This window comes from Pyramidobacter sp. YE332 (genome assembly GCF_033060595.1).
Lineage (GTDB): Bacteria > Synergistota > Synergistia > Synergistales > Dethiosulfovibrionaceae > Pyramidobacter.
The window spans coordinates 680265-704972 of sequence record NZ_CP133038.1; the positions used below are offsets into that span (position 1 = coordinate 680265).

General features: G+C 61.6%; 23 protein-coding genes. 11 read left to right on the forward strand and 12 right to left on the reverse strand.

From position 1 onward, the window contains the following. Positions 1–16: 16 nt before the first annotated feature. From RAH42_RS03115 to RAH42_RS03125, 3 genes are all read right to left on the reverse strand, one after another. Positions 17–1507 (reverse strand): tripartite tricarboxylate transporter permease, encoded by a 1491-nt coding sequence (locus RAH42_RS03115; protein WP_317539953.1) that lies wholly within the window; start codon positions 1505–1507, stop codon positions 17–19. Between the two features lie 19 nt (positions 1508–1526). Then, positions 1527–1997, reverse strand: a complete 471-nt coding sequence (locus RAH42_RS03120) for a tripartite tricarboxylate transporter TctB family protein (RefSeq protein ID WP_168169983.1) — start codon at positions 1995–1997, stop codon at positions 1527–1529. A gap of 123 nt (positions 1998–2120) precedes the next feature. After that, entirely contained in the window at positions 2121–3095 is a 975-nt protein-coding gene (locus RAH42_RS03125) for a tripartite tricarboxylate transporter substrate binding protein (RefSeq protein ID WP_317539954.1), read from the reverse strand. Positions 3096–3348: 253 nt separating this feature from the next. Here RAH42_RS03125 and RAH42_RS03130 point away from each other — a divergent pair, with 253 nt between their 5' ends. The 7 genes from RAH42_RS03130 (at position 3349) to RAH42_RS03160 (ending at position 12092) form a co-directional block, all read left to right on the forward strand. Then, positions 3349–4281, forward strand: coding sequence for a LysR family transcriptional regulator (locus RAH42_RS03130; protein ID WP_078015597.1), 933 nt, complete (start codon positions 3349–3351; stop codon positions 4279–4281). 446 nt (positions 4282–4727) lie between these two features. Further along, positions 4728–6461: a gamma-glutamyltransferase gene (locus tag RAH42_RS03135; RefSeq protein ID WP_078015596.1), complete on the forward strand. Its 1734-nt coding sequence runs from the start codon at positions 4728–4730 to the stop codon at positions 6459–6461. Positions 6462–6513: 52 nt separating this feature from the next. After that, positions 6514–7071: a DUF6305 family protein gene (locus tag RAH42_RS03140; RefSeq protein ID WP_078015595.1), complete on the forward strand. Its 558-nt coding sequence runs from the start codon at positions 6514–6516 to the stop codon at positions 7069–7071. Positions 7072–7340: 269 nt separating this feature from the next. Continuing rightward, the gene (mdcA, locus tag RAH42_RS03145; protein ID WP_317539955.1) at positions 7341–9068 is read left to right on the forward strand and encodes a malonate decarboxylase subunit alpha; all 1728 of its coding nucleotides are present in this window, start codon (positions 7341–7343) and stop codon (positions 9066–9068) included. 135 nt (positions 9069–9203) lie between these two features. Further along, the gene (locus RAH42_RS03150; RefSeq protein ID WP_078015594.1) at positions 9204–10568 is read left to right on the forward strand and encodes a TRAP transporter large permease subunit; all 1365 of its coding nucleotides are present in this window, start codon (positions 9204–9206) and stop codon (positions 10566–10568) included. An 18-nt stretch (positions 10569–10586) separates the two neighbouring features. Next, on the forward strand, positions 10587–10751 hold the full coding sequence (locus tag RAH42_RS03155) for a hypothetical protein (protein ID WP_158606266.1): 165 nt from the start codon (positions 10587–10589) through the stop codon (positions 10749–10751). A 24-nt stretch (positions 10752–10775) separates the two neighbouring features. Next, entirely contained in the window at positions 10776–12092 is a 1317-nt protein-coding gene (locus tag RAH42_RS03160) for a hypothetical protein (RefSeq protein ID WP_078015593.1), read from the forward strand. A gap of 413 nt (positions 12093–12505) precedes the next feature. Here the strand turns inward: RAH42_RS03160 and RAH42_RS03165 are convergent, their stop codons facing one another. Then, a complete protein-coding gene (locus RAH42_RS03165) occupies positions 12506–13039 on the reverse strand; it encodes a methylated-DNA--[protein]-cysteine S-methyltransferase (RefSeq protein WP_078015592.1) in 534 nt (177 codons plus the stop codon). 238 nt (positions 13040–13277) lie between these two features. On the opposite strand from RAH42_RS03165, the gene RAH42_RS03170 reads away from it, so the two are divergent. Continuing rightward, on the forward strand, positions 13278–14555 hold the full coding sequence (locus RAH42_RS03170; protein ID WP_317539956.1) for a hemoblobin-interacting domain-containing protein: 1278 nt from the start codon (positions 13278–13280) through the stop codon (positions 14553–14555). A gap of 286 nt (positions 14556–14841) precedes the next feature. On the opposite strand, the gene RAH42_RS03175 is transcribed toward RAH42_RS03170, so the two are convergent. The 4 genes from RAH42_RS03175 to tpx form a co-directional block, all read right to left on the reverse strand. After that, positions 14842–15630: a ZIP family metal transporter gene (locus RAH42_RS03175; RefSeq protein ID WP_120372173.1), complete on the reverse strand. Its 789-nt coding sequence runs from the start codon at positions 15628–15630 to the stop codon at positions 14842–14844. 16 nt (positions 15631–15646) lie between these two features. Next, positions 15647–16438, reverse strand: a complete 792-nt coding sequence (locus RAH42_RS03180) for a class I SAM-dependent methyltransferase (protein ID WP_078015589.1) — start codon at positions 16436–16438, stop codon at positions 15647–15649. Positions 16439–16461: 23 nt separating this feature from the next. Further along, positions 16462–17022: a class I SAM-dependent methyltransferase gene (locus tag RAH42_RS03185; RefSeq protein WP_199674692.1), complete on the reverse strand. Its 561-nt coding sequence runs from the start codon at positions 17020–17022 to the stop codon at positions 16462–16464. A gap of 678 nt (positions 17023–17700) precedes the next feature. Next, on the reverse strand, positions 17701–18213 hold the full coding sequence (gene tpx / locus RAH42_RS03190) for a thiol peroxidase (RefSeq protein ID WP_296426084.1): 513 nt from the start codon (positions 18211–18213) through the stop codon (positions 17701–17703). 215 nt (positions 18214–18428) lie between these two features. Here tpx and RAH42_RS03195 point away from each other — a divergent pair, with 215 nt between their 5' ends. Continuing rightward, positions 18429–19139 (forward strand): serine hydrolase, encoded by a 711-nt coding sequence (locus RAH42_RS03195; protein WP_078015585.1) that lies wholly within the window; start codon positions 18429–18431, stop codon positions 19137–19139. Positions 19140–19332: 193 nt separating this feature from the next. Here the strand turns inward: RAH42_RS03195 and RAH42_RS03200 are convergent, their stop codons facing one another. The 4 genes from RAH42_RS03200 to RAH42_RS03215 all read right to left on the reverse strand — a co-directional run bounded on the left by RAH42_RS03200 (position 19333) and on the right by RAH42_RS03215 (position 22788). Next, positions 19333–20088, reverse strand: coding sequence for a phosphate ABC transporter ATP-binding protein (locus RAH42_RS03200; protein WP_078015584.1), 756 nt, complete (start codon positions 20086–20088; stop codon positions 19333–19335). Beyond that, entirely contained in the window at positions 20085–20960 is an 876-nt protein-coding gene (locus RAH42_RS03205; protein ID WP_317539957.1) for an ABC transporter permease subunit, read from the reverse strand. The genes RAH42_RS03200 and RAH42_RS03205 overlap by 4 nt, the downstream gene beginning before the upstream one ends. Continuing rightward, on the reverse strand, positions 20957–21805 hold the full coding sequence (locus RAH42_RS03210) for an ABC transporter permease subunit (RefSeq protein ID WP_317539958.1): 849 nt from the start codon (positions 21803–21805) through the stop codon (positions 20957–20959). The genes RAH42_RS03205 and RAH42_RS03210 overlap by 4 nt, the downstream gene beginning before the upstream one ends. A 155-nt stretch (positions 21806–21960) precedes the next feature. Beyond that, positions 21961–22788: a phosphate ABC transporter substrate-binding protein gene (locus tag RAH42_RS03215; RefSeq protein ID WP_317539959.1), complete on the reverse strand. Its 828-nt coding sequence runs from the start codon at positions 22786–22788 to the stop codon at positions 21961–21963. A 495-nt stretch (positions 22789–23283) separates the two neighbouring features. Here RAH42_RS03215 and RAH42_RS03220 point away from each other — a divergent pair, with 495 nt between their 5' ends. Then, positions 23284–24003 (forward strand): S-layer homology domain-containing protein, encoded by a 720-nt coding sequence (locus RAH42_RS03220; protein WP_317539960.1) that lies wholly within the window; start codon positions 23284–23286, stop codon positions 24001–24003. Next, positions 24000–24686: a hypothetical protein gene (locus tag RAH42_RS03225; protein WP_317539961.1), complete on the forward strand. Its 687-nt coding sequence runs from the start codon at positions 24000–24002 to the stop codon at positions 24684–24686. Before RAH42_RS03220 ends, RAH42_RS03225 begins: the two co-directional genes overlap by 4 nt. Positions 24687–24708 lie beyond the last annotated feature (22 nt).

The following is a 24708-nucleotide window of genomic DNA, read 5'->3' on the forward strand; positions in this document are numbered from 1 at the left end:
CGTAGAAGCCTCCGCTTTAAGCCGCGGCCTTGCGGCGAGAGCTGATCCACTTGGAGATGTAGGGGAACAGCACGCCGAGGATCGTCAGAGCGATGAAGAACTTGTTCAGACCGCCGGCGAAGAAAATATCCATGGAGCCGCGGGACATCTGCATGGTGCGGCGCAGGTTGCCCTCCACCAGTTCGCCGAGAACGAATCCGAGCACCGTGGCCGCCGGCGCGAACCCCAGTTCCTTCATGACGAAACCGATCAGGCCGAAGACCAGCACGAGAATTACGGAGTAAATGTCGTTGGTCGTGGAGAACGCGCCGATGAAGGCGAACAACATGATAGCCGAAGTGAGGTAAATTTTCTTGATGGAGGTGATGTACACGCAGGGACGGAGCATCATCAGCCCCACGAAGAGCAGCACGATCTGCGCCACGAACATGCTGGCCATCAGACCATAGGGAACCTGCGGCTGATTGATGAACAGCATCGGGCCGCAGGAGATGCCCGCCAGGCTGAATCCCACCATGAGAATAGCCGTCGAGTTCGAGCCGGGAATGCCGAGCGCCAGCAGCGGAATCAGGCCGCCGGCGGGAACGGCGTTGTTGGCCGATTCGGGAGCGGCGACGCCGCGGATGTCGCCAGTGCCGAACGTCTCATTGTTCTTGCAGAACATCTTCGTCTCGGAATACCCGATCCACGAGGCGATCGTGGCCCCTGCGCCGGGCAGAGCGCCGACCACGGATCCCATGGCGCCGCAGGCCAGAACGATGGGAGTGACGGCGGCGAGCTCCTTCTTGCTGGGGTAGGTCATCTTGATCCTGTCCTTGATGACGTTGAAAATCTCGCCCGAAAAAATTTGGCGGAACACCTCGCTGAGGGCGAACAGCCCGACCAGCACGGGAATCAGGTCAAGCCCCTCGGAAAGCCGGAACACGCCAAACGTGAAACGCTGCGTCGACGTGAACTTATCCATGCCGATGATGGCGAGGAACAGGCCGAACGCGGCGGAGATGATGCCTTTCATGGGATCCTTGCCGGACACGGCGCCGACGATGGAAAGCCCCATCATGGCCATCCAGAAGTACTGGCTGGGTCCGAACTTCAGAGCGAAACGCGCCAGCGGCAGCGTGGAAAACACCAGGATGATGACGGAAACCAGGCCGCCAAGCACACCGGCATACAGCGAAATGCACAGCGCCTTGCCGCCCAGCCCCTTGCGCTGCATCTCGTAACCGTCGAGCACTGTGGCCGCCGCGGCGCCCGTGCCGGGCGTCTTGATCAGAATGGCGGGGATCGAGCCGCCGTACTCCGCTCCCACGTAAACAGCCGCCAGCATGGGCAGCGAATGCGCGGGGTCCATGCCGAACGTAAGCGGCAGCAGCAGCGACATAGCCACCGAAGCGGAAATGCCGGGGATGGCGCCGCCGATGATGCCCCAGATGACGCCGAAAGCGATGTACATGATGTTGAGAGGCGTCGCGGCCTGCATCAGGCCCTGACCGAAAAGAGCCAACATGAGAAAAACCTCCTTGAAATCAGCCGAGCAGACCGTGAAGTACGCCGCCGGGCAAAAGTACGCCCAGCAGTTTGGCGAAGAAGAGATACAGGAAAACGCTGAACAGCACCGCATAAAGCGCGGCGTTGCGCAGCCGGACCTTCATCTCGCTGGGGTCGAAGTAAATCACCATGCACAGCAGGAACAGAATCGTCGTAGGGATAAAACCGAGCGGATTCAGCAGGGTAGCGTAGGCGGCGGAAAGCAGGATCACGTACAGGAACGATCCGTACTTGGGGCGCGAAGCGCCGGCGGCGTTTTCGGGCTTTGCCTTCAGGAAAATGATCAGCGCCGCCAGACCGATGACCGTGGCGAGAAAACGCGGATACAGCGTGGGACCGACCGCGTCGAAGTCGGATGTGGGGAACGTCCCCGCTTCGTACCAGACGTAACCGGCAAAGGCGAAGCAAAAGAGGCCGATCAGGCGATCCTTGCTGAGAAAACTGCTCAAAGGGATTCCTCCTTGAACGAAAAATAAAAATCAGTTCCCAAAATCGCGGCGAACCGTCGATTTCGATACGAAAGAGCAGACTCGCCGCGCCGCGGCGGCGAATCTGCCAGAATTTCGACAAGACTAATTTTTCTTGCCGCGCAGAGCCGCTTCGTTGTCTTTGATGGTTGCGGCCACGCCGTCATAGGAGGCGAGGAACGCGGCGCCATCGACGAACTTGCCCTCGATAGCCTCGTCGGCCAGATACTTTTTGAACTTCTCGTCGTCAAGGGCGGCCTTGAAAACTTCGGCCATACGGGCCACCAGTTCGGGATCGGTGCCGGCGGGAGCGGCGAGACCGCGCAGACGCTCGAAGACGATGTTGAAACCATTCTCGACGGTGGTAGTAGGCACGTTGAGGCTGTTGCGGTCTCTGGCAAGCAACGCAATCAGCTTGAGGTTGCCGGCTTCGACCTGCGGACGCATGTCGACGTATTCGCCGACGCCCACGTCGCAGAAACCGCCGAGAATATTGACCAGCGTGTCGCCGCCGGTGTCGAAAACGATCCGGTTCACGTCGATCCCCGTCGTGCGGATGATCTCGGCGGAGCAGATCGTGCTGGCGCTGGTTGGTGCCGCGGTGCCCCAGTTAAGCTTGCCGGGATTCTTTTTCGCGTAGTCGATCAGCTCGGGCAACGTGTCGAACTGCATGTCCTTACGGGTGAAGACGTACTGAGGATCGTTGCCCAGCGCGCAAACATAGGCGAAGTCGGGATATTTGACGGGCGAATGACCGATCAGATCGGCGGTGACCACCGTGGTGCTCAGGCAGGCCAGCGTGTAGCCGTCCTGGGGCGCTCTCTGCACACGCCCCCAAGGCACGGCGCCGGAAGGATCGATGAGATTCTCGATCACGATGTTGTGCCCGTTCAGCTTGTTCTTGACGGCGACGGCCATGTTGCGAAGGAACGTGTCGCCGCCCGAACCGGGGCGGGTGTAGTAGACGATGTGAATATCCTTTTCCGGCCAGTTGTCGTATTTGCCGGCGGCGAAGGCCGCACCGCATGTGATGAACAGCGCGGCGACAGACACAACTTTTGCTAAGATGCTCTTTTTCATCATGATCGTCCCCCTGTTGAATAATTTCGTATGTGTGAACGCCATTTCGTTCACGGTCTCAATATATCAGCCCGGTCCAGTAAAATCAAAGACTTGCTAGGTATCTGTTTTTTGCGTTTTGCGAATGACCTATCGAAAAAATATATATTTAATTTTTCTGAAGGCTGGCAAAATCGTCCCGTGCGTGTATACTTGATTTTAGAAGTTATAAGTTTTTTCAATAAGAAATTTTCGAGAGAAGAGAGGCCGACAGATGCGATTCGAACAGCTTCACCTTTTTGCGACGATTTTGAGCTGCGGTTCTTTTGCTGCCGCCGGCCGTCTGCTGCACCTGAGCCAGCCGAGCATCACGGCTTCGCTGAACGTGCTGGAGGCGGAAGTGGGGCAGAGGCTGTTGGAACGCACGCCTGGGCAGCGGCGTCCCGTTCGTCCGACGGCGGCCGGCGAAATCTTTGCCACGTTCGCTCGAAAGGCGCTGGCCGATTATCGGGGCATGCTGTCGGCCGTCACGCTGTCGTCGGATGCGCCGCAGACGCCCGTCAGAATCGGCGTCACGCCGACGCCGGGCAGCTCGCTCCTGCCTGTGCTGACCAATAAATTCCGCGAGGAGAACCCTACGCTTACGGTACAGGTCAAAACGTTTCGAGGCACCGAACTGGCGCGTCGTCTCAAAGAGGGGGAGTTCGATCTCGGCGTGACCGGCACTCGACCGCAGGACGACGGCATCGTTTTCGAGCGGTTCTTTTACGATCCGCTTGTTTTGATCGCTCCGGTCCGCATGGGACTGTCGGGACCGATTACGCTGCGCGAACTGAAACGCCTGCCGTTGATCGTGCGCGACGCCTCGGGCAATCTGATGCGCCTGCTGATCCAGGCGCTGAACCGCGTCGGCCTGTCGTTGGCGCAGATGAACGTCGTCATGCAGGTGTCGGGCAACAACGACGTGCTGTCGTCGGTGACGCTCGGCGCCGGCGTCGGTTTTGTGGCGCGCTCGCTGCTGGCGGCCAACCGCGAAAACCATGACATCATGGTCGTGCCGGTGCGCCGTCTGCAGGTGGCGCGTTACGTCTACATGCTGCGGCGCGAAAGCAGTTCCTTCACCGGCGGCATGAGGCTCTTCTGGGAATACGCCATGGGCACGGAATGGCGCGAGCACGTTTTTTCGTACAACACGATGATGCTGTGATGCGCATCGCAATCAAGGGGTTTGATTGACGGCGCACCGTAAATGAAAGGAGCGGCGTGAAAATTTTGTAACGGGCAAACGAAGATCGCAAATGCCCCTTTCTTGCGAAAACAAAGCCATAATCATAAATTTGAAGCATAAGCGATATATAACTGATGTATTAGACGCATGAAGGAGGTCTGCTTATAATGGACCGCGTGTCCGGGGCGAATAGGGAAGAGCGAGCCGTCCTTCTTAAACTGCCGCTGTATTTTAAATAGATTCTCAACGTGTCAGTTAGCTTCAATGACAATTTTATCGAATGGCCTGTGCTAGAATTTCGTCAGGTTATTATAACCTTATGGTATGTCCTCCCGATAATGTTGGGCGTGGCATATAAAGTTTTAAGCAAGGGCGCTCCGGATGGAGCAGAGGAGAGTATTTCATCTTTGTGAGGGGGAAGTACAATGAACAAGAAAGTTTTGGCAGCAGTTGCGCTGGGCCTGAGCGTTTTTGCCGGCAGCGCGAGCGCGAATCTGATGTACAAGCAGACGCGTCCCACGATCAGCGGCCGCGCCGTCGCTCACGCGGGCAGTCCCGCCGCGGCACTGGCCGGCATGAAGATCCTGCAGGCCGGCGGCACCGCGTTCGACGCGGCGCTGGCCATGGCTGCGGCGCAGAGCTACAGCGAGGTCATGATGTGTCACATCTTCGGCGGCGACCTGCAGCTGATCGGTTATTCCGCCAAGGACAAGAAGGTTTTCAGCTTCAACGGCACCGGCTGGGCTCCCAACAAGGCCAAGGAGCAGCTCGAGAGAGACGCCGAGATTCCCGCCAAGGGCATTTTCTCCATGCACATCCCCGGCGAGTGGTCGGGCTGGATGACGTTCCTGGCCAAGTACGGCACGATGCCCCTGAAGGACATCCTCGCGCCCGTGGTCGACATGGCCGAGAACGGCATCATCGTCGACGACTTCCTGGCCAACATGATCGAGAAGAACGCCGGCCCCATGAACGATCAGGCCAAGGCCGTGTTCTTCCCCAACGGCAAAGCGCTGAAAGCCGGCGACGTCTATGTGAACAAGGACTATGCCGATCTGATGAAGACGATGGGCGAGGTGGCGGCCAAGGCGGCCGAAGGCAAGACGCTTGCCGACGGCTTCAAGGCGGCCGACGACTACTTCTATCGCGGCCCTGTCGCCGAAGAGATCGTCAAGTGGAACAACGAAAACGGCGGCGATTTCTCCATCGAGGACTTCAACGAGTTCCATGCCGAGGAGACCACGCCCATCACCACCAACTACCGCGGCATCGACGTGTACTGCACGCCTCCCAACAGCCAGGGCACCGTTCTGATCGAGACGCTCAACATGCTCGAGAACTATGACCTCAAGGCCATGGGGCACAACAGCAAGGATTACATCAACGTCCTCACCCAGGCTCTGCAGATCGCCATCAACCACCGCAACCGCTTCAGCGCCGATCCCCGCTTCCACAAGTTCCCCGCCGCGCTCCTGACCAAGGAGTTCGCCAAGGAAATGACCAAGCAGATCGACATGAACAAGGCCGTCGACGAGATCCCGCTGGGCGACCAGAAGTACTTCGTCGACTACGAGAAGAAGGGTCCCGACACGACGCATATGTTCGTCTGCGACGCCGAAGGCAACATCGTGGCCGTGACGCACTCCATCAACCATTTCTTCGGTTCCAGCATGATGGTGCACGGCATCATGATGAACGACCGCCGCATCCAGTACTCGCCCGACATGGATCTGCCCAACGCGCTCGAGGCTCACAAGCGCACCGTGCAGACGATCACGCCTTCGATCGCTCTGAAGGACGGCGAACCTTACATGGCTTTCGGCACGCCCAACGCCGACCGTCAGGAACAGACGAAGGTCCAGGGATTCCTGAACGTCGTCGAGTTCGGCATGCGCCCCCAGGCGGCCGTCGAGACTCCCCGCATCGCTACGGACGCCGCCGGCGACACGGCCAGCTTGAACAAATATCCCAAGCAGATTTCCTACATGGTCAACTATCCGACCCAGGTCGATCCCAAGGTGCTCGACGAGCTGAAGGCCATGGGCTACAAGATGGTCCCCGTGACCAACACCGGTTCTCTCGGCCTTGGCGTGCGCGAGAACGGCTTCTGGAGCGTCGGCGCCGATCCCACCAGAAACGCCTACACCTTCGCCTGGTAAGTTTCTCTTGCCTGGCGCTCAAATCTATCCGTTAAAGGAGATTTTCGCAACGATGAAGAAATTTACGCTTGCGGCGCTTCTCTGCGCCAGCTTTCTCGCTTTCGGCGCGGCCGCTTTTGCCGATCAGCCGGCGCTTCCCACGGTTCAGCAGCCCGTCCTTTTGACCCCCTTCGGTCAGAGCCAGGACGCCAACGCCGTGAAGCTGATGACGAAAAAGTATCAGGTCGACTACGAGATGGCGGTTTTTGCCAAAGACGTTGACTGGACAAAGTACAAGACGCTGTTCGTGGTTCTCGGCGGCAGCGGCAAGGGGCTTGGCGCCGCCGGTCTGGACATTCCTTCCGAACTGGCCCGCTGCACCGAGCTCATCGCCGAAGCCAAGAAGAACAACGCGTACGTCGTGGCGCTCCACATCGGCGGCCCCGACCGCCGCGGTCCGAATTCGGCCCCTTTCCTGACTTTTGCCGGCGACGCCAACTTCATGATCGTTCGTGAGGACGGCAATGCTGACGGTTACTTTACCAACCTCAGCACTGAGAAGAACGTTCCCATGTACACGATTCAGAAGACCGGCGACCTCCGCAAGATCATGCCGGAGATGCTCAAGTAATACAGAAGCATAGATCTGAACGTCATGACTCATTCTTCTTTCGCGGGAGTGAGTCATGATGTTTTAACGGGGCAGGAGCGGATTCTTCGAGCGTCGTTGGAAGACTGTCCCGCTCTCTTTCGGCTTTCCTGCCGACATGACGCCGAAAATTACGCATCACGCAGCCCGTCGTCCTGTCCGAGTGCGGCGCTGTGCGAGCTCTCCTCTCTTGTGTGTGAAATGCGCAAGAGAAGCGGAGGGCTGTAAAAAATTCAAGGAGACTTCAGATGATGATCAATCACGATACTTCCCGTACCTGGGATACGATCAAGCGCGATACTGACGAGCGTCTTGCCGCGGCGGCGAAGATCGTCGGCAGCGGCAAGGTCGTCGCGGCGGAGGATGCCGTCGCTCTGCTCGAAGCGGTTATCCGCCCTTTCGACCGCGTCAACATCGAAGGCGACAATCAGAAGCAGGCTGATTTTCTGGCTCAATGCCTGTGTGCCGTCGATCCTGCCAAAGTGCACGATCTGCACATGGTGCAGTCGGTCCTGACGCTGCCCGAGCACCTCGACGTGTTCGAAAAGGGCATCGCCAAGAAGCTCGATTTCTCGTTCTCCGGGCCTCAGTCCGGCCGCATCGCCGAGCTGCTCGGCGCCGGCAAGCTGGATCTCGGGGCCATTCACACCTATCTTGAACTTTACGGCCGCTATTTCCTCGATCTGACGCCCCGCGTGGCGCTGGTCGTGGCTGATGCCGCCGACCGAGAGGGCAACCTCTACACCGGTTTCAGCACCGAAGATACGCCGACGATCGTCGAGGCCACCAAGTTCCGTCAGGGCATCGTCGTCGTCCAGGTCAACGAGATCGTGGACCGGCTGCCGCGCGTGGACATCCCCGCCGATTTCGTCGATTTCATCGTCAAATCGCCCCGGCCGTTCTACATCGAGCCGCTGTTCACGCGCGATCCCGCCAAGATCACCGACGCCCGCGTGCTGACGGCGATGATGACCATCAAGGGCATTTACGCCGAATACGGCATCCAGAACCTGAACCACGGCGTCGGCTACGACACCGCGGCCATCGAACTGCTGCTGCCCACGTACGGCGAGGAACTGGGGCTGAAGGGCAAGATCTGCACGAACTGGATCCTCAATCCGCATCCGACGCTGATTCCCGCCATCGAGTCGGGCTGGGTCAAGTCGGTCCACAGTTTCGGCGGCGAACTGGGCATGGAACGTTACGTGGCGGCCCGTCCCGACGTGTTCTTCATCGGTCCCGACGGCTCGATGAGGTCGAACCGCTGCATGTCGCAGGTCGCCGGCCATTACGCCATCGATGCGTTCGTCGGCGCGACGCTGCAGATCGATCCTTACGGCAACAGCAGCACGGCCACGGCGACGAAGGTCGCCGGTTTCGGCGGCGCGCCCAACATGGGCTGCGATTCCCGCGGCCGTCGTCACTCGACGGCCGCATGGCTCAAGGCGGGCGCCGAAGTCGGCGCCCAAGCCTCTGCCATCGGGCCCGATCTGCACCGCGGCCGCCGTCTGGTCGTGCAGATCCTGAACACGGTCGCCAAGATCAGGGACACGAAGAATCCCGGCCAGTTCAAGGAAATCCCCGCGTTCGTGGAACATCTTGACGCCGAGAAACTGATGAAAAACGCCAACCTGCCCATCGAGCCCGTCATGATCTATGGCGACGGTCTCACTCACATCGTCACCGAACAGGGTATCGCGTATCTGCACCGTTGCCGCGACATCGAAGAGCGCCGGGCCGCCATCCGCAGCGTCGCCGGCAAGACCCCCGTAGGGCTGCAGGGCAGCGAGGAGGAGCGCCGCCGGATGCGCGAGCTCGGCATCGTCAAAACGCCCGCCGATCTTGGCATCGACGCGGCTACGGCGACCCGCGACCGCCTGGCCGCCAAGAACATCATGGAGCTGGTGGAGTGGTCCGGCGGGCTCTATGATCCGCCCGCGAAGTTCCTCCCCGGGAAAGAGGATTTATCCCGTCAATGAATAACGGTCCGCCGCGTTCCGTCCGCGGTCGCGGACGGAACGCGGCGGCCGGTTCGAAGTTCCGCGCGTGAAAGTGCTGCCGTGGGGCAGCGAGGCCGAAGTCACAGTTTTACCTTTCTGGAGGTACGAAAGAGAATGACCAATTCGTTAATCGTTTTGGGAGTCATGCTGGCGATCCTGGTGGCAGGTTCGTTCATGCGTAAGATCCCCGTCGCCGTTCTGCTGGTCGTCGCGTCGATCGCAGGGGCCGTCGTCGGCGGCATGACCGATCCCCTTCTGAAACGCGACTACTTCACGTCCATCGCCAGCGTCTTCGTCGGCAACAGCGAGACCGTGCCGTCGCTGCTGAGGCACTTCATGGAGGGCTCCATGCTGTTCCTCAACCTGATGCTGACGGTGGCGGCCGGCATGCTCTTCATGAGCATCCTCAAGGAGAACGGAGCCTTGAATCTGCTGACCCGCGAGATCGTCAGCGGCTTCCACAAGTCGCCTACGCTTCTGCTGGTCCTGATCATGATCCTGATCATGCTGCCGGCCATGCTCACCGGTTCGGCCCCCGCGTCGGTCCTGAGCACCGGCGTGCTCGTGCTGCCCATTCTGCTGGAGATCGGCGTTTCGCGCGACGACGCCGCGGCGATCATCGCTCTCGGCTCGCTGTTCGGCATGGTGGCGCCGCCCGTCAACGTGCCCGCCATGCTGATCGGCACGGGCGTCTACATGCCTTACGAGGGCTTTGCGATCCCGCTGCTGATCCTGACGCTGCCGCTGGCCGTTTTCTCGGTGCTGTACATCGCCCGCCGCTCGGTCGGCAAGGTCGACAGGGAAGCCGTTCTCGCCAAGATCCCCGGCGATCCCGCGGTGAGGGGATTCCTGCCTCAGTTCCCGCTGGTGTTCCTGATCGGCTACATGATCGTCAAGAGTTACTATCCGCAGATCGACCCCGGCACGCCGCTGGTGTTCTGCATGGGCATCGTCATGGCGCTGCTGTGCAGCAAAAAGAAGATCAACTTCTGGAAGGTATCCGTCCAGTCCATGTCCGAGTCCGTCGAGGTCATGGCGCTCTTTGCCGCCGTCGGCATGATGATTCAGATCATGGGGCTGACCGGCGCCCGCGGCGCCACGGTGCTTGGCGCCCTCGGATTGAAGGGACCGCTGCTTTATCTGTCCATCGCGGTGGTCGCGCCCATCGTCGGCGGTCTGCTGATGCCCTTCGGCTGCGCCGGCGTGCTCGGCATCCCGCTGATCATGGCCTTCACGAACAAGAACGCGATCTGGGTCACCTCCGCCCTGACGCTGATCATGTGCGTGGGCGCGCTGCTGCCGCCGACTTCGGTTTCCGCGCAGTTTGCCGCCCGCGCCGTAGGGCTTGAGAATCAGGGCAAGATGCTCAAGAAATGCGTTCTCCCCGCCGTCCTGTCGTTGATCATCAGCGTTGTCGTCATGGTCTATGCCAACGAGATCGTGGTCTTCCTGCGCGGTCTGGGCATTCCCCTGAAGTAAGAGAGGAGTCTTCTCATTATGGCAATCCAGTACATTATCATGAAGTACGCCTATCTGGTCATGGTCGCCTTCTTCTCGGTGTTGTTCATCTATAACCTGTTCACCCAGAAAAGCCTTGCCAAGCAGATCGGCTGCGCCATCCTCCTTATTCCTTTCCTTCTGCGTCTGTTTCTGCTTCACTGATCGGTTCAAGAGGGAGAATGAAAAATGTCTGAAAACAATTCTGCGAACAAAGGCCGCGGCAATTTCCTCACCGGACTGATCCTCGCGGCCGCACTCGGCGCCGGGATCTTCACCGTCGGCAAGGAATTCCGCCATCAGTTCAACGTCGAGCCCATTTACAGAGGCCCCGGCGTCACCAGCGTGAAGATGCTGAGCGATTACAATCCTTTCCTGAAAGGGACCAACGGCGACTCCAAGGTCTACGTCCTCGACAGCGGCAAGCCCGGCGGAAATTTCATCATCATGGGCGGCACGCATCCCACCGAGCCCGGCGGACTGCTGGCGGCCATTCTCTTCGTCGAGAACGCCGTGGTCACCGAGGGCAAGGTCATGGTGGTGCCTCACTCCAACAACTCCGGCTTCAGCACCTGCGAGCCCGGGCTCGGCCATGTGCCCTATTTCCACATCGCCACGCCCAGCGGCAAGGTCCGTTATTTCCGCTACGGCAACCGCGGTTCCAACCCCGTCGACCAGTTCCCCGACCCCGACATGTACCTGCATTATCCCTCGGGGCAGAATCTGGCCGCCGACGAGATCCGCAACCTTGACCGCGCCCATCCCGGCAATCCTCACGGTCTGCTGACCCAGCAGGTCGCCTACGCTTTCAACCGCATGTGCTGGGACGAGGGCGCCGACATGATCATCGACCATCACGAAGCTCCGCCCGAAAAGCCTCTGGTCAACGCCATCTGCGTGCATCAGAAAGGCATCGACCTGACCTCGGAGATGGCGCTGATGCTCGAGGAACAGAACATCAGGATGCGCGTCGAAATCTCGCCCATCCCGCTGCACGGATTTTCGCACCGCGAGCTTGGCGACTACACGCCCGCCATCGCTTTCCTTTCGGAGACGCCCAACCCCAGCCAGGGTTCCGCCCGCGGCGTCACCTATGAAGAGCTGATCATCAACGGCAAGGACGAAGTGTACCGCCATCTGCTCGAGGACAAGCTGCTGAAGGTCGACTACAAGAGCGAGGGCGTCACTCTGAACGAGCGCACCGGCCGCAACGTGGCCACCGATCTGTCTCTGGCGGAGATCTACTCCGACCTGGGCGAAGACGCCCGCAACGAGTACGGCGGTTATCCCAAGGATCTCGGCGAACTGAAGCCCGGTGCGGCGCTGAAGATCGACGACGCCGAGGCGCAGCGGATGCTGGCGAAAGGCCCCGAAGGCGAGCGCAAGATCGTGATCACCAACATGCCTTCCTATGACGATATCATGCAGAACGGCATCGGCCGCTATCTGCGCGACGCCGACGCCACGGCCGAAGAAATCGAAGCCGCCAAGAAGGCTGCCGACTAGACGACGTTCGTCCTGAGAGAATCGAAGTCCCGGATCTGCGTCAGGTTCGGGACTTTTTGCAAGGCCGCGAATATGGGGAGGCGTTATGCCTTCCGAATGATATTATTTTCTCAATTAAAAAGCCGAACATAAGGGTGCTGCGGGGAAAATTCACAAAGCGAGCTGCGCAGCAGTCGAGGTAGTTCTGAGTGACTGAACTCCCTCGCAGCGCCCAGAAAACTATGTTTATACTTTCTATCAAGAATAGTATGACATGGCGGAACTCCGTCATGCCGGAGGTGTCTTTTCAAAAAGCCGCGCCGCGTTCCCCTTTTGTCAGGGGAGCGCGGCGCGATCTTTTGCCGTTCTGCGTGAAACGGTCTGCGGCGAAATCTGCCGTTGACGGCGTTTTTCGAGTTTTGGCGAATCGCTCTTTACAGCGCCGTTCCCGTTTTGGGGACGAAGAAGCGGCTCAGGTCGACGCCTTCGAGGCGCAGCAGGGTCTGTTTTCTGGCGAGGCCTCCGGCGTAGCCGGTCAGGCTGCCGCCGGCGCCGACGACGCGGTGACAGGGCACGATGACGGAGATGGGATTGTGAGCGACCGCGCCGCCGACGGCCCGCGCCGACATATGGCTGAGTCCCCGTTCCGAAGCGATCCGGCGGGTGATGTCGCCGTAAGTCCTGACGGTTCCGTAGGGGATGGCCACGAGCGCGTCCCACACGGCCAGTTGGAATTCGCTGCCGTGCAGGCTCAGCGGCGGAACGGGGCCGGGGTTCTGGCCCGCGAAATACGTGTCCAGCCACGCCGCCGTTTCGGCGAACACGGGCAGGTCGCCCTCGGCGTGCTGTCCCGCCAGCGTACGGGCGAAATGTTTCTGCCCCTCGAACCACAGCCCCGTCAGCGCCGCGCCGTCGGCGGCCATGAGCATTCTGCCGAGCGGCGAATCGTAATATTTTGTGTACGTCATTGTCCGGGCCTCCTCTCGCTTGAAGCGTAGCGCGCGAATCTTTTCGCGATTATTATACCGCCGAACGCGCGCGAAAAACATTGTCTTCGGCGGCGGAGCGGGAAATATCGCCCGCTTCCCGAGAAAAATTTGCCGGCGGCTTCAGCATGGGGATTTTCGTTGACACGCGGCGGCGGGAAATGCTATGATGACGCTGATGTTAGATTTATCTAACTACAATATCCAAGGAGGCTGAGCTATGTTGAAAAAAGGACTGACAGCGGCAATCGCCGCGCTGGCATTGGCGGCGTGCGGAGCGGGGAGCGCCGAGAGCGCGCCGGTTTTCGTGCTGATGAACGTTCCCTACGACGATTTTTACAGGGCGGAACTGACGAAGAACCCCGTGCCGGTGGATGCGGTCACCTCGGCGACCGTCGCCAAGGCGAGGAACGCGAAGCTGGTCGGAGGCACCTACCACACCGGCGACGACAAAGCGCTGGTCATCGAAGGCGTGACGTTCCCCGTCAAGACTGACGAGGCGGCGCTGAAGGGATTTGCTTGCGCCGCTTCGGCCGACGAATTGTTCGCCCTCGGCAGCTACGCCTGGACCGAACTGGCGCAGGTTCCCGCGTTCTTCAAGGAAATGAGCGTTGCCGGCGGCGCGCCCGCCTTCGGCAAGGTGCAGGGGCTGCCGGAAGTGGCCGTCGCGGACGTGAAGGGCAGCGTCAGGACCATGACCCGGCGCGGCGACTACCAGATGAAGCTGGACGGCTTCGACACCGACCCCGAGAAGGAAACGCTGTACGGCGTGATCGTCCGCACGGCGCAGAGCGACTACGGCATGCGCCGCCTGGAGAACATCTGGCGCGGCGGCCGCGAGCTGGGCTGGAACGTGGGCCACACCAAATTCATCAAGGACGTCAATCCCACCTTCCCCGCGCACTACAAGACCCTGACCGGCACGACGATCACCGGCCTGACCTACATCACCGACAAGGCCGTCTACAATGTGGACGCGCAGGTTTATCTGCCCGTCCTCACCGGCTGCCGTCTGAAGGCGGAGAACGCCGCGCTCGCGGCCGGCGGCACGGCGTTTGCGATCGAAGGCGAGCTGCCCAGGGACTACGTTCCCGTGTACGACGCCGGCGCGCTTGACGGCGGCGCGGCCGCAGACGGCCGCATCGTTTGGTCCGCGCAGAACAAGCCCGGCGAATACGAGATGAAAATCACGGACGAAAAGGGCGTGTACGAGACGCTGACCGCGATTTTCGTGCTCTCGACCGACGCGCTGCCCGCCGCTTGGGACGCGGAAGGCGGACGCCTCGTCCCCGTCGGCGGAGAAGACGATTTCAAGAACTATCTGCGCTGCGTCCGCGAGCTGACGATCGACGGCACAGCGGTCAATCCGAAGAAAGCGAAGGTCATCGACGGCGAAGGCCGCCTCGACCTTTCCGCGCCGCTCTTCAAGGAGCGCAGCGCCGTGACCGTCCGCGCCGCCGGTTATCCCGACCTGAGCTTCGAAGCCGCGCGCCGCTAGCCGACTGTCCGCGCCCGGCGCGGCATGAAAAAGCCTCCGGAAGTTCCGCAGGAACGCGGGATTTTCCGGAGGCTTCTTGAATTAATTTATCATGAGCTGTTTATCGATGCGTGGGGATGGGAACGAAGGCCAGCACGGAGGCACAGAAAAAAAACGGAAAAACACGATACGCGCGATCGGTGAACCGGGCTGGCCGATCCCGCTTTTATCAGCGTGATGACGCGGCGTTTGCCGCGTCTCTCCGTGGCCTGGCGTCTCCGCGGCATTTTTTGTCCCGCCGCCGTTCTCACCCCAGCATCACGTCCAGCGCCATCATGACGCTGAATCCCAGAGCGAACGAGAGCGTGCCGCAGTCGGAGTGGGGGCCCTGCGACATCTCCGGGATCAGTTCTTCGACGACGACATAGAGCATGGCGCCGGCGGCGAAACTGAGCAGATAGGGCATGGCCGGTACGACAAGGCCGATGGCCAGCAGCGTGCCGGCCGCGCCCAGCGGCTCGACGGCGCCGGAGAGCACGCCGCCCGTGAACGCTTTCCATTTGTTCTGCCCTTCGGCGTGGAGCGGCATGGAGATGATCGCGCCTTCCGGAAAGTTCTGGATGGCGATGCCGACAGCCAGCGCCAGCGCGCTCATCGGCGTGATGTTCGCCGTGCCCGACAACAGGCCGGCGTAGACCACGCCGACGGCCATGCCCTCGGGCACGTTGTGGATCGTCACCGCCAGAACCATCATCGTCGTGCGTGCCAGACGGCTGCGCGGCCCCTCCGCCTCCTCACTGAACTGGTGCAGGTGCGGAATGGCGTGGTCGAGCAGCAGCAGAAACAGGATCCCCAGCCAGAAGCCGGCGACCGACGGCACGACGGCGCCCCGGCCGTAGTCCGCCGCCAGATCGATGGCCGGGATCAGCAGGCTCCACACGGAAGCGGCCACCATCACGCCGGCAGCGAAGCCGGTAAGGCTCTTCTGCACGTTTTCCCTCAGGTTGCCCTTCATGAAGAAGACGCAGGCCGCGCCCAGGCTCGTGCCCAGAAACGGGATCAAAAGCCCCGCGGTCACGTGAACAGCGTTTGTCACGATGATTTCACTCCCGTCATTTTCTTCCCGTCAGCAGCGCCGAGCCCGTGAGCATCAGACGTCGGGCCTCCGCCGGGCTCATGAACATGCCTGTGGTCGTGTCGAGCAGCTGAACTTCTTCATACCCCCGCCGCTTCAGTTCGCGGACGAACTCCCGCATGTCGCCGTAGCGCGACGGCGTCATCAGGTCGTGGATGGCGAAGACGCCGCCCTTCTTCAGCACGCGCAGCGTTTCCAGAAGCAGTTCCCGTTTGTCGGCGCCGCGCACGTTGTGATACACGTAGTTGCTGGTCACGGCGTCGAAACTTTCGTCGGGAAAGTCCAGCTTCAGCGCGTCGCCGCGGGCGAAGCCGACGTTGCTCGTGCCCTCGGCCGCCGCGTTGCGCTCGCAAAGCGGCTTGTTGTACGAGGCGTACTCGCGTCCCCAGCGGTCGATGCCCAGCATGGAACCCTGCGGATTGCGCTTGGCGCAGGCGATCGTCAGCGCGCCGCTGCCGCAGCCCACGTCCAGTCCGCGGCCTCCCGGCGGCAGTTCGACGTACCGCGCCGTGCCCTCCACGATCTGGCGCGCCAGCTGCCGTTTGCCATTATAGGAAAAGGCGCGGTACATGACGATGAACTGCGCCGCGAGAAGGCCGCAGAGCGCGCAGATCGTCCCGGCGGCGACGGTCCAAGCGATCCGGGCCGTCCGTCCTACGCCCCAGCCGGCGGCTCCGAAGGCGGCGAAACACAGCCCGCCCGTCGCCGACGCGGCCAGCAGCGCCGCGATCAGCCCCTTCGGCACCCAATTTTTGTAATCGGCTTTCATGATACAAATGCGCCCCCTTCCTGTCAATCCGCTTTCGGCTTGCGGCCGACGACGGTATAGATCAGCCCGCGCAGCCGTTCGTTTCTGATCACCGCGAAGCCGTGACGCTCCATGCGCGCCGCGGCGGCGTGCCGGTTTTCGCTGCGGCAGTCGCCGCTTCGCAGCAGCGGGAAAATGATGCGGTTGTCGAGCCACGCCCCCAGTCCGCCGACGCCCGTGTCGGAGAGCAGATACAGCCCTCCCGGCCTCAAAACGCGATAAACTTCCCGCACGGCCTCGTCGGCGTAGGGATAATGGTGAAAGCTCTGGATGCACGTGACGACGTCGAAAACGCCGTCCTTCCAGGGCAGTTTGTCGGCGCTTCCCAAAACGAATTCCGCGCCGGGGATCTTTTTCCCGCGCGCGACGTCGATCATCCCTTCCGAGATGTCAAGCCCCTTGTAAACGGCGCGCCGCTGCCGGGCCAGTCCGTCGAGAAGAAAGCCCGTGCCGCAGCCGACGTCGAGCAGCGATTCGTATCGTATCTCCCGGAGATACGCCAGCGCGTCGGCGCCGCTGACCCTGGCCGGGCCGGAATAGTACATGCCGGTGTTTTCGTCGTAGACGGCGGCCTGTCTGTTGAAATGACGGCGGGAAAGTTCTTCGTAATTTTTCGTGCCGATCGCCTCCCATTCGTCTTTTTCGAATTTGAATTAGTTGCAGCTAACTATAAATATATCACGCGCCGGTGCGAATATTCAAGCTAAGAGCAACGAAGTCGAGTGGAAAATCTCATCAGGAGGTTTCCAGCCAAGACATTTACGAGGTCGCGTGTTGAAGCGGCTGACATACATTTGGATAATTTCGTCGGGGATATCCGTGACGTCCTTCCTCTTGAGAAGTATTCCCTCAAAAGCCCGTTGGCGTTCTCGTTCGTTCCCCTCTGCCATGGTTGATGCGGCTCGGGATAATAGAATTCGATTCCCCCAAGACCGGTGTTGATCTGTTCGCAGTTGGAGAACTCGCAGCCACGGTCGGGCGTGATGTTCTTATGCGGCAGATCTTTCAGCAGGTCGATGATGGTCCTGTCGACGCAGTCGTCGGCGGTCTTGCTTTCCGCTTCGCGGCGCAGGAGAAGGCGGCTCTTTCGGTCGACCAGAGTGACACGACAGGCTTTTCTTCTTGTGCCGCACACGAAAAATGCCGCGAAAATACCCCTCGAAGGCCGGAAACGTTCCGGCTTTCGAGGGGCGTTTTTGTGGAGCGGTATTCGTGTTTTGTCCTTACGCCAGCGCCTTGACGGCCTCCAGCAGCTTGTCGTAGTCGATGGAGTTGGTGGCCTCGGGCACCACTTCGATATAGCGGATCACGTCGTCGCGGTCGACCACGAACACGGCGCGGGCCAGCAGGCGCAGTTCCTTGAGCAGCACGCCGTAGGCCGTGCCGAACGACGCCTCGCGGTGGTCGGAGAGCGTCGCCACCTTGTCGAAGCCCTTGGCGGCGCAGTAGCGCTTCAACGCGAAGGGCAGATCCATGCTAACGTTGAGCACGTACACGTCGCCCAGCTCGGCCGTGTCCTCGTTGAACCACGTGGCCTGCAGATCGCAGACGGGCGTGTCCAGCGACGGCGTCACGGAGAGCACCTTGATCTTGCCCTCGTAATCCTTCAGCGATTTGGGCGCCATGGCCGTGTCGACCACGATGAAATCGGGCGCCTTGTCGCCGACTTTCAGCTCCGGTCCGACCAGCGTGAGCGGATTCCCCTTCATCGTGACGACGCCTTTTCTTTCCTGCATGTGAATGACCTCCTTAAGATTAACGGCCGCCGCATCGTTCTCCGGCAGCGGGTGAATTCCGAGCAAAAAACACTTCTTTGCTTCTACAAATATTTTGACACACAAAGCGAAAAATTGCAAGGACCGCGGGAAGCCCAAAAAGCCGCCGCGGAAAATTGACAGCGGCGGCGGGAGCGTTTACACTCTTGCAGGATCATTCATAAGGAGGAGTTTTCATGCCTGAAAACTGGAAAGGCGGCGTTCTGCGGGCGATCGCCGGCGCCGACGGCGGCGCGCCGGCGGCGGCCGTTTACGACGGCGCGGCGGACCTGCAGCTTGTCTATAACGGCGGCCGGTTTGTGCCCGCCGGGCTGATGGCGGCGCTGCCGGCGCTGTGGAATCTTTTCGAGCGCGTCGAGGCGGACGGACTCAAGCTGGAAGAACCGCTTCCCGGCGCTTCCATGAGCTGGGAAAACGCGGCCCGCGACGTCTGCGGCGGCAGCGTGGAAGCGGCCAACGCGCTGATCGGCGCGCTCGGCATGGAAGCGGTCAACGCCGCGGCCCGCCGCGCCGGCATGACGCAGACGGAGATCCGTCGCCCGGTGGGCGAGAACGAATCGCTGCGGGGCAACGTCACCTGCGCCGAGGACGCGGCCGCGTTCTTCCGCCGTTTGATCGGCCGCGAAGGCCTGTCGGAGGCCAGTTGCCGGCGCCTGCTGGCGCTGATGTCGGAATTTCGGGGCGATGACAAGTTCGCGTCCGTGGGAGAAAAATGCCTGGCGCATTTCGGCGCTTCGTTTCCCGGCAGCGAATACGACGCGGGGATCCTCTGTCCCGACGGCAAGCGCCCCGTGGCTGCCGCGGCGCTGACCATGCTGCAGCCGGATCGGGAAAAGGCCGCGCTCTTCTGCCGCCGCGTCGCCGAAGCCGTCTGCGGTGAAGGCTGAGAGGCGTAGGGGCGAAGGTCAAGACAAAAGCTGCCACGGAGACACTGAGAAAAGCGAAAAACATGAACTATAGAAATACGAGGGAAGCCGGCAGGAAATTGTTCTCCTGCCGGCTTCCCTCATGTTTTTGCCGCGGCGCGGCGACCGTTTCCCGCCTTTCTTTGTATCTTCGTGTCTCCGTGGCGGTTTTTGTTTACAGCAGACGTTCGATGAACAGCTCGCCTTCGCCGCCCGCGGGCAGTTCGGCGGCGTCGAAAATTTGGCGCAGCGCGCCGCCGCGCAGCACGGCGAGGCGGTCGGCGAGGCGGCGCGCCTGGAGCAGGCTGTGCGAGACCATCACGATCGGATAACGTTCTTTCAGCGACAGCAGCAGATCTTCGACGACCTCGGCGGCGCGGCGGTCGAGCGACGCGGTCGGTTCGTCCAGCAGCAGCACGTCGGGTTCCAGAGCCAGCGTGCGCGCCAGACAGAGGCGCTGCTGCTGGCCGCCCGACAGCGATGCCGCGGACTGATGCAGGCGGCCGGCGACCTCTTCCCACAGCCCCACCTGCTCGAGCGCCTGCTTCATGCGCCCCTCGGCCTCCGTTCCCTTTAGCCCCAGCGTCAGCTGCAAGGGCAGCAGCACGTTGCGGGCGACGCTCAACGGCAGCGGATTGGGCGACTGAAAGACCATGCCGGCGCGGCGGCGCAGCTCCGGCAGCGGCAGCGACGCGTCGTCGACGGCCCGCAGGCGGCCGCCGATTTTCAGCTCCACGCGGCCCGACGTGCGCAGCGCCGGAAAACAGTCGTTCAGCCGGTTCAGCGACCGCAGCAGCGTCGTCTTGCCCGAGCCGCTGCGACCGACCAGCACCGTGATCGCCCGGTCGGGACATTCCAGCGACAGACCGCTGAGAATGTTCTGCGCGCCGGCGCAGACGTTCAGGTTTTCGATGCGCGCGCACAGACTCATGGGCGCTCTCCTTTCCATTTTCGTTCGAGGCTCCTTTGCAGGGCATGGGCGCACAGCAGCAGCGCGCCCGAGAGGATCAGCAGTACCAGCGCCGCGCCGAAGCCGCGCCGCAGATCGTTCTGGTCGGCGTACTGCGCCGAGATGTAGAAGATGAAGAACGGCAGCGCCTCGTACTTGGCCGTCAACCCGGCGGGCAGCCCCGCGTTGGCGACCGCCCCCGTGACCATGATCACCGCCGTGTCCTCGGCGGCGCGTCCCAGCGCCAGCATCACGCCGCCGAGGATGCCCCGTCCGCCCGCGGGCAGCAGCAGATGGCGCGCCGTCTGCCAGGGCGTCAGTCCCAACGCCTCGCCCGTCAGCCGCAGTCCGTCGGGAAGGCTTTCCAGCACCGTCCGCGTCGTGATGATCAGCGGCGGCAGCACCAGCAGCGCCAGACAGAACGCCGACAGCAGCAGGCACGTGGTGGCCTCGGGCGCGAACAGCCGCCGCAGCGCCAAAATCAGCATGAAACCGAACAGCCCCATCACGATCGACGGCACGCCCGCCAGCAAATCGACTGCCAGGCCGAGCCAGCGCTTTGCCTTCGGCCCGGCGAAGCAGGCCAGGTACGCGCCGCAGCCGACGCCGGGGAGCAACGCCAGCGCCATCGTCAGCGCCAGCAGCGACAGCGTGCCCGCGGCCGCCGGCCAGATGCCGTCCCAGACGGGAAACTGACCGAGTATCGCCTTTAGCGGCGGCGCGTCGCCGAAGAACAGTTCCAGCCCCAGCTCCGGGGCGCCTTCGGCGCACAGATGCCACAGCATGGCGCCGACGGCGGCGGGCACGATCAGCGCCGCGCCCCACGAAAGAATCAGCAGCGCCCGGCTCCTCATGCGCTTTTCTCCTTTTGCGTCTTCAGGCGACGCACCGTCAAACTGGCCGCGGCGCTGAAAAACAGCAGCAGGCCGCCGGCCGCGAACAGCGAATGGTACGCCTGTCCGGTCACGTCCGTCGAGGTGATCAGACCAATGTGAGCGGAGAGCGTCCGCATGGCCTGCAGCGGCGTGCGCGCATACTGCACGGCGTTGCCGGCCAGCATCGTCGGGATCAGCGTGTCGCCCACGGCCCGGCCGAATCCCAGCGTCGCGGCGCTGAGCAGCGCGCGGCGCGACGCCGGCAGCCCGATCCACGCCAGCGACTGCGCGGGCGACAGCCCGAGTGCCGCCGTCGTCAGCGCCGTGCGCTCCTCCATGGCGCGGAGCGCGCCGTCGATCACCAGCGTCATCGCCGGCAGGATCTGCAGGCTGAGGACCAGCCCCGCCGACAGCCAGCACAGCCCCGATCCGCCCAGAGAGCGCCGCACCAGCGGCACGAGCAGGAACACCGAAACGAAACCGTACACCACCGTCGGCACCGCCGTCATGAAGCGGATCACCGCGCCGAGAGCGCGCGCCGCCCCGCGGGGCGCCAGCCCGCGCATGAAACAGGCGCAGCCCAGCGACAGACACCACGACAGCGCCAGCGCCGACAGCGACAGGACCAGCGTCGCCCAGACCATCGGCGCGATGCCGTACTGCCCGGCGTCGGGCCGCCACGCGTCGCCCATCAGCGCCGCCGCGTCGCCGCCGAGCGCCGCCTGCAGCGCGCAGACGATGATAAAGCCGAACACCGACGCCATCAGCGCCCCCACGCAGGCCGCCGCGGCCGAGAGCCACAGCGGCGCTCCGTTTTCCGTCATCGAATCATCTTCCTTTATTTATTGCCCCGAATATTTATCGCCCCGACGCGAAAAGCGGCGGAACGCTCGTCACGATATGGATACGACGACGCGGGGAAAGCGCCGAAGCTTTCCCCGCGTGAATTGTGCGCTGCGAGAACTTTTCCCGCGTCCCGTTATTTGCGGGGCAGGGGAATGTAGCCGCTTTTGCGGATGATCTCGGCGCCCTCGTCGGTGTAGATGTAGTCGATGAACGCCTTCGTCAGGCCTTCCGGCTCGCCCTTCGTGTTCATGAACAGGTCGCGCACCACCGTGTAGGAACCGTCGGCCGCGTTCTCCTGCGTCGCCGTCATGCCGTCCAGCGTCGGCGCTTTCACGGAGGCGTCGATGTGGCCGATGCCCACGTAGCCGATGGCGCGCTCGTCGCCGCCGACGGCCGTCTTCATCGCGCCGTTGGAGTTGACCACGTTCACGCCGGGGGCCAGCTCGCCCTTGTTGATCACCTTGTCGGTGAACACTTCGCGCGTGCCCGAACCGTCTTCGCGCCCGAACACGTTGATGGCGCCCGCCGTGCCGCCCACTTCCGACCAGTCCTTGACCGTACCGGCGTAGATCGCCGCCACCTGTTCCTTCGTCAGCGCGCCGACGGGATTGGCGGGATTGATCACGACCGCCACGCCGTCGATGGCGAAGGGGAACGTCTTCAGCCCGTACTGGGCGATTTCCTTTTCTTTCAGAGGGCGGCCCGTGTTGCCGATGGCGACCAGACCTTCGCCCGCCTGCTTGACGCCCACGCCCGAGCCGCCGCCGGCCACGGTGATGCGGATCTCGGGATTGACGCCCATGATGCGCTTGGCCGCTTCCTTCATCACGGGGATGTGCGCCGTCCCGCCGGCGATGTCCATCGTACCGGACATGCCCTTGAAGGCGTCCAGCGGCGCGGCCGCCGCCGAAGCTGCGGCGAGAGCGAGCGCGAGCGTGGCGGAAAGGAAAATCTTTTTCATATTCATGTTTTTTCATCTGCTCCTTTGAAATGAAAATAATCTATACAACCATAAAGAATATCTTAGACGAAAAGGACCTTCCGTGATACTGCCGAATAACTGAGAACTCCGCAAAGAAATCTAAGCGATTTAAGCTGTTTGTCGTGTATTCCCGAATCCTATCGAGGCGTGCTTAATTCATAACTTCATGTTTTGAAACAAAACCACTACGGAGACACGGGCCTCCGTAGTGGTTTTTGTTTGATTGCGCCGAAATGGCTTTATTTTGAAAAGGGGATTTAAAGTTCTCGAGCATTGATTAGTTATGACAGACTAACTATAATGATCATGCGTTAGATCCTGTTTTTGCGACGGGATTCGCTTTTCAAAGAGGCGGCGACAGGGCCGAAGAAGAAGCGGCGAGGCAACGAGGAAACTCCCGAAGAGACTTCTCCCCCGCTCGCGAAGCCGAATTCGAGAAGCGCGCAAAAAATCGTTCGAGGAGGAGTTTTGAGAATGAGTATGAAGAAAATGCTCGCCGTAGTGGCCGCCGCGTCGCTGGCGGCCGTAGCCGCGCCCGCGTTCGCCGCGAATCCGTTCAGCGACGTGCCGATGAACCACTGGGCGTACGACGCCGTGGAGCAGCTGAGCGCGAAGGGCATCCTGGAAGGTTATCCGAACGGGACGTTCAAGGGCAACCGCGCCATGACGCGCTACGAGATCGCGACGATGGTGGCGCGCATGATGGCCGCGGGCGGCCTGAGCGGCGAAGACCTGGAGAAGCTGAAGGCGCTGGTGGTGGAGTTCCAGCCCGAGCTGGAAGCCTTGGGCGTGAAAGTGGACGGCTTCGACAGCCGCCTGAGCGCTCTTGAAAAGGGCGTGGGCGGATGGAAGATCAGCGGCGAAATGCAGTTCGACTTCGTATCCGGCGACAACGATCTGACGCTCAATAAGCACGGCTTCGAGTTCGACAGCGCGCGCCTGTTCCTGCACAAGGATCTGGCCGACGGCCTGAGCTTCGACGCCGAATACGGCGACGGCGTCTTTGACCGCTTCTGGCTGACCGCCGAGGACTTCCTCGGCTGGGAAGGTCTTACTCTTAAGGCCGGTCAGTTCGACATCGACTGGGAAGACGACGACGGCCTGTACTACGGCGAACACGAAGACAGCGGCCTGTTCATGGGGTACCCTATCGCGGCTTCGGCCTCAGCAAGACGTTCGGCCTGGCCGAGGTGAGCGGCTTCGCCGCTTCCAACATAGGCGATGACGGCGTCAGCATCTACGATGCCAACGCCAGCAACGAGTACTACGGCGCCCGCCTGAAGCTGAACTTCAACGAGAAGCTTTGGCTGAGCGTCAACGGCCTGTGGATGAACGACGACACGGATAAATACAAAACCTACTGGGCCGGCCTCGGTTTCAAGTTCGCCGAAGGCTTCGAACTGAAGGGCGCTTATTACATGCAGGATATCGACGGCGCCGCCATCGACGATCCCAAGGCGTGGAAGGTCGCCCTCGACGTCAGCCAGGACGTGCTCAAGTTCACGTCTCTGTGGGCCGAGTACGTCAAGTTCGACGACGGCTTTATGGCTCAGAATCTTCCCTACGCATTCAGCAAGCTGGGCGATTACTTCGAAGAATATGCCTGGAACGGCACGGGCGACGTCGAAGCGTGGCTGGTCGCCGCCAAGCAGGAGTGGAACGACAAGTGGAGCACCTTCGGACGTTACGGCCAGTACAAGCCCGATGCGGGCGACAAGGTCAAAGAGTGGGCGGTCGGCGTCGGCTATCAGTACACCCCCAACCTCTACTTCGAGCTGTCCTACGACAACATGGACTTCGGCAGCGGCCTGACCAAGGGCGCCGACAAAATCACGGACGACAAAGTCATCCGCTTCCGCACCCTGCTGACGTTCTAAATCCAATTCGTGTCTGCAAAAA